The 7161-nt window shown below is 37.3% G+C and carries 3 protein-coding genes and 1 pseudogene; 3 read left to right on the forward strand and 1 reads right to left on the reverse strand.

Annotation, left to right across the window (positions count from 1 at the left end; genetic code table 11):
* Window positions 1–2 precede the first annotated feature (2 nt).
* The gene (locus OS139_RS13120) at window positions 3–1724 is read right to left on the reverse strand and encodes an ABC transporter ATP-binding protein (protein ID WP_002285920.1); all 1722 of its coding nucleotides are present in this window, start codon (window positions 1722–1724) and stop codon (window positions 3–5) included.
* A 99-nt stretch (window positions 1725–1823) separates the two neighbouring features.
* Between OS139_RS13120 and OS139_RS13125 the strand changes: the two genes are divergently transcribed.
* The 3 genes and pseudogenes from OS139_RS13125 to OS139_RS13135 form a co-directional block, all read left to right on the forward strand.
* Entirely contained in the window at window positions 1824–2585 is a 762-nt protein-coding gene (locus OS139_RS13125) for a MerR family transcriptional regulator (RefSeq protein WP_002307953.1), read from the forward strand.
* A gap of 942 nt (window positions 2586–3527) precedes the next feature.
* Window positions 3528–3821 (forward strand): annotated as a pseudogene (locus OS139_RS13130) (IS607 family transposase); the annotation flags it as partial.
* Window positions 3822–4484: 663 nt separating this feature from the next.
* Window positions 4485–7161, forward strand: a 2677-nt coding sequence (locus OS139_RS13135; RefSeq protein ID WP_325066991.1) for an MSCRAMM family protein, incomplete at its 3' end; no start/stop codon positions are given.

Below are 7161 nucleotides of genomic sequence, written 5' to 3' on the forward strand. Positions count from 1 at the left end.
TTCTATATTCCTTGTGATTTTGCAAACTCCTGATAAGTTTGGCAATTAGACAGTAGTTCTTCATGAGTACCTTGTCCAACGATTTTTCCTTCATCTAAAACAATGATGTTATCTGCTTGTTGGATTGTACTGAGGCGTTGAGCAACAATCACGAGAGTTTTCTCCGACATGTGTTTATGAAGGGCTGCTCTTAATGCTGCATCTGTTTTATAGTCTAAGGCGGAGAAACTATCATCGAATACATAGATCTCTGCTGGTTTGATCAACGCTCGAGCAATACATATCCGCTGTTTCTGGCCACCTGAATAATTAGAACCGCCTTGAGCAACAAAGCTGTCCAATCCGTCAGGAAGGGTGTCCACTAGTTCTTCTAATTGAGCGATCTTGATCGCTTTAGACAACTCTTCTGTTGAGGCATATTCATTTCCCATCTGCAAGTTGCTTAAAATTGTCCCGCTGAATAAGAAAGCCTTCTGAGGGACATAACTGATGTGGGAGCGGATCTGTTCTTGAGTCATTTGAGTAAGAGGAATACCACCAAGGGTTACTTTTCCTATCGTAGGGTCACTAAGTCTCAAGAGAAGTTTCGCCAAACTACTTTTTCCAGATCCGGTCCCGCCAACGATCGCTGTTGTTTTTCCTTTAGGTATTGTGAAATCAATATCTTCTAGAACTGGATCAGAGATTTCAGTATATTTAAATGTGACATGTTCAAAAGCAGCTGCATTTGTCTGATCAAAGGTTGGTTCAGCCACTGTTTTGATCGTCTCTTCCTCAATTTCGATCTCTGCTTGCAGTATTTCTTCTATCCGTCGTAATGAGGCAAACGATTTAGGGATAATGACCAATACCATAGCTGCGATCATCAAGTAAGCAAGTGTCAGCATAGAGTATTCGACTACAGCAGTCACGACACCGATTTGTAATGCTCCTTCTGCTACAAGATTTCCGCCAAACCACAAAATAGAAGCATAAACGATTCCCATGAGCAAAAAAGCAATTGGAGTGACCCAAGCAAATATTCGGTTCACTTTGATCATTTGATTAGCATAGTCAGCAAAGCTCTTATTCGTTCGCTTTTCTTCATATGATTGATTATCAAAGGCACGGATCATATTAATCCCAGTAAAGAATTCTCTCAATGTGATGGTGATCCGATCCATTTTTGGCTGGATACTCAAAGATAAAGGTGCCCCTCGTTTCATCAGTCGATAAACAATCCATACATAAAAAACAACAGAGATCAATGTAACCCATGTTAGTAATAGAGAATAACGAAACATCATGAGAATGGTGAAAACGCAAATAACCGGTGCTGGTAAGATCATTTGGCAAAATAAAACAATCATTTGCTGGACATTATCGACATCATTCGTCATTCTTGTCAAAAGAGATCCAGAACTAAAACGACTGATATCCTTCATTGACAGCTGTTGGAATTTACGGAAATATTTCTCCCGCGTTTGGAATCCAAACCTAGCGGATGCCAATGCTGAAAAGTAACTAGAGGCAACCGCAGCAATCGTTCCTAGAAACGCTACAAGCAGCATTTCAACTCCGATTTTTTTTATAACTGAGGCTTCGCCACTTGCTATACCTGTGTCGATCAGCTTTGCTACTAATTTTGGTACACCTAATGTACCGGCGATTTGTAAACAGATCATCACAAAGGTAAGGAGAGCTAGTCCTTTGTTTTTCTGTAAGAATGTTTTTAAGATAGACATATTATTCCTCCTTTTTTTCTGATACTTTTCGATTCTATACCTTCAAGTAACTTGAAGGTCAATAGAAAAAAGAATAAACTGAAAAAGAGGTGAGAAAAAATGAAAAAAATGTATACGATTGGCCAAGTATCGGAACTATTTGATTTGCCAAAATCAACGATCCGCTATTGGGATGAACAAGGATTAATCCGTTCAAGTAGACAAGAAGAGAATGATTATCGATTGTTTGATATCGATGATATTTTTATGCTTTATGATATCGTTTTTTATAGAAAATTAGATATACCGATCAAACAGATGAAGAATTTATATGGAAAAACATTGACGGAGTTATATGAGACACTTGATGAAACAGAAAGAAGAATCCATAAAGAACTGGTGGTGATGAAACAAAAACAGAAAGAGATAAGGGCGCGAAAAAAACAGTTGAAATTGATGATCGATACAAACGAGGAAGAGTTTCCTGTAGAAGAGATCCCTTTTGACTGTATGATCTCAACGGAGTTTGAAGATATTGTGGAAATCAAAAAATTTCTACCTAACTATTCAAGCTTTGGGATGATGAGTATGCCAGCTTCCAGTTCACAGACGATGTATGGATTTTTTATCGACCCTAGTGAAGTACATTTATTTACTCAAGACGTGATTTGGGAGAAAAAAGATACGGCTGTTTATCGTCGATTCTTATTGAAATCCGAGATGAACCATGCGGAACGTAATAATATTTTAGAAATCAGAGAAAGAATGTATGAAAAAGGATGGAAAACAGGAGAAGTGATCGGCCAGTATCTATTGACGAATACGGATGAAAACAATATCAGAACTGAATATTATCATGCATGGATAGAAATGAAAAAATAGGAAATATGTGTTTAAGATAACTCGAAAATGATGGTTGTTTTAGTTATAAAGAAAAATTTTCTGGTTCGATTACGGGTTTAATGTGGGGGATTATTAGTCGTGGATAGATAGAATTTTAGTTTTTTAGAGGAAATATGTCTTTAAAAATGGAATGGTTGCAATTCTTAGCGATATATACGATGTAATTGTCCTCTTAAAAAAGTATGGAAAAATAATTGTATTGGGTGTTATGTATAATTCATGGTGAACTGAGACTAATGAGAAGAAAAATTCATATTGTTATGAGTGAGATTGTATCAGATGAGAATGATAAATTAAATAGGTGCATAAAAGCATTACACTTAAAATACATTGTTGCTTACATTATTACAATATGTTAATAAGGCAAAAATAAATAGATGGATTGAATAAACATATTTTTTAATCAAATAGTCCCTACTGTGACTTTCCTCAGCTATCGGTGATACTACCGATAGCATTTTTTTCGCTTATAAAATAATTATAAGTATTTAGAGACTTTTCTTCTAACATTCTTCAAACAAGAAAAATCACAAAGGTTATTGTTATTTTTAGATATTCTTTTTAATAATGATTATTTTTTTATAGAAATTTTAAAAAATAAAACACGTTATTGATGGATAGTTAGTTTGTTATTTGGTAATATTATAGAAGTTGACTGGTAGTGATTTATTTTTCGTCTTTTTATAAAAATGTTATTTTTTGGAAAAATTCACAAATATGTAACGAATGTTTTTCTGGAATTGGCTGCGTTAAAAAGCAGTATGACTAATATAAATACTATTGTCATTTATGCAATTTTTTATGGATAGTAATTTTAGAGGGGAACCAATGAAGGAAGAATAGAAGGGAAAAATAGTTGCAAATACGCCAGTTAGCAAAAATAGCAATACATCTTCAAGCTTTAAAATTCGAGAGAATCATCTTGGTAGTGAAATCAACTATAACAAAAGGATTAAACCAATTAATAGACAGAATTACCAATGGAAAAATAGAAAAGGTAGTTATTCTATACAAAATTTGTTTAATACGCTTCGGTTATGAACTTAGTGAAACCCTTTGCAATATATGGTACAGAATATAGAAATTATTGACATTACAGAAAATTATGAAGATTTAATACAGATTGTCACTATTTGTAGATACCTTTTACAAGGAAACCGAGCCAATAAAGCTAAGAAGATGATTAAGGAGTTGATGGAAGACGATACAAGTTAAGAAAGTAAAACTACGCCTAAATAAGGAGCAAAAAGAGTAATTGGACGTGGAAAATGCAAGAAATGAACCATCGATTCGGTGGACAGTTTATTAGTAATGACGGTTTGAGAACATCCATGATGAGAATGAAGGAACATCCTAAATGCGTTTAGTTGAACCAAGTGCCAAATAATATGGCCAAATAAGCGATCAGTTATCGATGAATCCCAAGTACTCTAAACTATATATTCATTTTGATGCTAAGCATTGATATATTTTTTTGGGATTGATGAAGGTTAACCAATACAGGGACTCACTGATGAAATTCTAGAGTCTGACCTTGGTATCAACGATTTAGTGATTGTTTCTAATGGAAAAGTATATAAGTACATTAACAAAACAACTATTAGGGTTACGCTCCAGCTTGTGCAAGGCACTGGCAGGAGGAATCGTGAAATCATAATTATGGTTAAGCCACACGGACAACTAAAAGTCATACAAAGCTATCGAATCAATCAACAGAAGACAATCGGCAATCATTAGCTTTGTTTACAGCTTACATTGCAACGCTTGAGTTGAACCGAAAATACGAGGGAGGTAACGCAGCCATTTTGAGTTGGGGAATCTTTTTAGAAAATTATCGGGTACCTTGTTGTTTAGTCAAAATTATAAGGGGGAGTAATAGTGAGGAACAAATTTCATAAACTGTTAAGTATGTTTCTAGTTATGCTTATTGTGATCAATCAATTTGGGAACATAACGGTTCTAGCTGAGTCTTTAGCAGAACAGCCAGAGCGTTCGCTGACAATCGAAGTTGATCAAGAGGAGGTTGCTTTGGGTGAGCAGTTCCAGTTGCGAGTCAGAGGAACACCAGACCTGCTAAATGCATTGGTCATTAATAAGAGTGAGGATTTGATTGAAGGGGAAGTGAAGCAACTCAATGATTACGAACGTCTGATTACTTATTCTTCCCAGCATTCAGGTAAATACGAATTGACCGCAAGAAGCGGTGATATTCAATCAAATACGGTCTCAATAGAAATCAATGTACCAGAAGAAAGCACAAGTGAGTCTTTTAATGTACCAGAAGAAAGCACAAGTGAGTCTTTTAATGAAGCGAGATCATCTGAGCCATCTATGACGCAGGAATTTCAAATTGAAAGACAAGAGGAGCACTTGAATTATGACATCGGCATCTCTGTTGAGCGCCCCACTTTGCCGAGCAGGCATACACAAACGTTAAAGGGATACATTCAAGGAGGCGCTGGCGATATTCTTGAAGAATATGGGGAGATGGTCGTACGAGTTCCTAGAGCATCGATTGGCTTAATTGAGTTCATTAGAGTGGAGGTCGCTGATGATTCTCCGTTAAAGCCACTGGCATTTTACCAAGAAGGCACAGACGTTGTTTTTCCATTTACCTTTGATTATGAAGGATTAAATGAAGCCGCTCAGTTGTATACATTCAGTATCACGTTTGAAGTTGCTTTCTTTCAATCAGGCGGTACTGAGCCAAATAATGACTTTCAAGTGAGTCTTACTTATGCTGAGCGAGTAGTAAACACGGAATTTTCAATTACACCTATTCCTTCATCAAGACCCATTTTTTCGAAATTATACTATGGCTCTAGAGAAATCGACAGCCAAGGAAATTTTGGGAATCTGCTGATTGACGGGCAAGACGTGACCAACAGTAATAAATTTATTTTGCAGGTAAATTATGAAGGATCACGAAAAGACGGTGTAGTGGTTACCGATGTACTACCGCAAGGAACAACTTTGGCACCGAATCCGACTCCATGGAGTTCCACTGGAAATAGAGAACCTATTTCAGGTGGGGTTCGGATCGCAGAAGTAACGAATCCAGGTGAAGCAAACGTTAGAACTCATTATGTTTCCGAGGAATTTGTGGACAAAGTATCTTTTAATAAGGAAACGAATACACTTGTTGTGGACTTTGGTAATCTAGCAGAGGGTCAATCGTATTTTATTGAATATGCTCTTGAAGTGACCGATGTCGACTTGTTCAATGAAGGAAGACAAGAGGATGGGTTTTCTCGGAATCGAGCGAGTATGACCTACAATAATCAGGTAATGAGCCGAAACTACCGCTTGAGAATCCCTGAAAGTAATCTTCCGGCAATCTCTTTAAGAAAAAGTGTGGACAAAAATGTTATCAATCTCAATGAAAATGAACTAACGTATACTCTGCATGTCTCGATGTTTTCTGGAACAAGCAATACACTCGTTATTGAAGATGTTTTGGAAGAAGGCATGGAATTTGTGTCATTTCTATCAGATATTCCCTCTTTCATTGATGCCGAAGTCAATAATGGAATGGTTCGTTTCAGTGCGAATAATATGATTGTTGGGCCGACAAGTTTTACCCTCTCTTTTAAGGTCAATGTAGAGGCGTATGCAGTCGGCGATCAAATTTTAAACTTTGCAACGCTTGTGAATAGTGACAGTCGATTGAATACGAGTACTGTAAGAACAAGGAAAATCGATGGGCGTATTAAAGTAATTAAAACTGATGAGAATGGCCAAAGGCTGGCAGGAGCAAAATTTGAAATTTTATCAAGCGATTCACAAGTGATACAAGAAGGTATAACGGCAGAAAACGGAGAATTTTTAAGTGAACCGCTTCCTGTAGGTAGCTATCAAGTCCGAGAAACAGAAGCACCGGAAGGGTATCTTTTAGATGCGACGGTACATGATGTTTTTATAAATGAATACTCCATAGAAGAAGTGACGTTAACCATTGAAAACATCCTTGATACGGGTGGTGTTGAACTAATTAAACATGCTGAAGGCAGTGGTGAAGTCCTTCAAGGAGCTGTTTTTGAGTTACAGAACCGAGAAGGAGAAACGCTACAAACCGGTCTAACTACAGGAGAAGATGGAAAACTGGCAATTGACGGTTTAGCACCAGGAGCATATCAGCTGGTAGAAACTCAAGCGCCAATAGGGTATGAATTAGATGCGACACCAATCGAGTTTGAGATCGAAAGAAGTCAGACAGCGGTGGTAGAATTGACGAAAGAAAACCGACTTACACCAGGCGGTGTCGTGTTGACAAAGATCGACGACCAAAGCGGGGAAATCCTGCAAGGAGCTGTTTTTGAGTTACAAGATGCCAATGGAACCGTTCTGCAGTCAGGTTTAACCACAGGAGCAGATGGAAAACTGGCAATTGAAGGTTTAGCACCAGGAGCATATCAGCTGGTAGAAACCCAAGCGCCAACGGGGTATGAATTAGATGCGACACCGATCGAGTTTGAGATCGAAAGAAGTCAGACAGCGGTGGTAGAATTGACGAAAGAAAATCGACTTACACCAGGCGGTGTCGTGTTGACAAAGA

Source organism: Enterococcus sp. E4-223 (assembly GCF_035727065.1).
Taxonomy (GTDB): domain Bacteria; phylum Bacillota; class Bacilli; order Lactobacillales; family Enterococcaceae; genus Enterococcus_B; species Enterococcus_B faecium.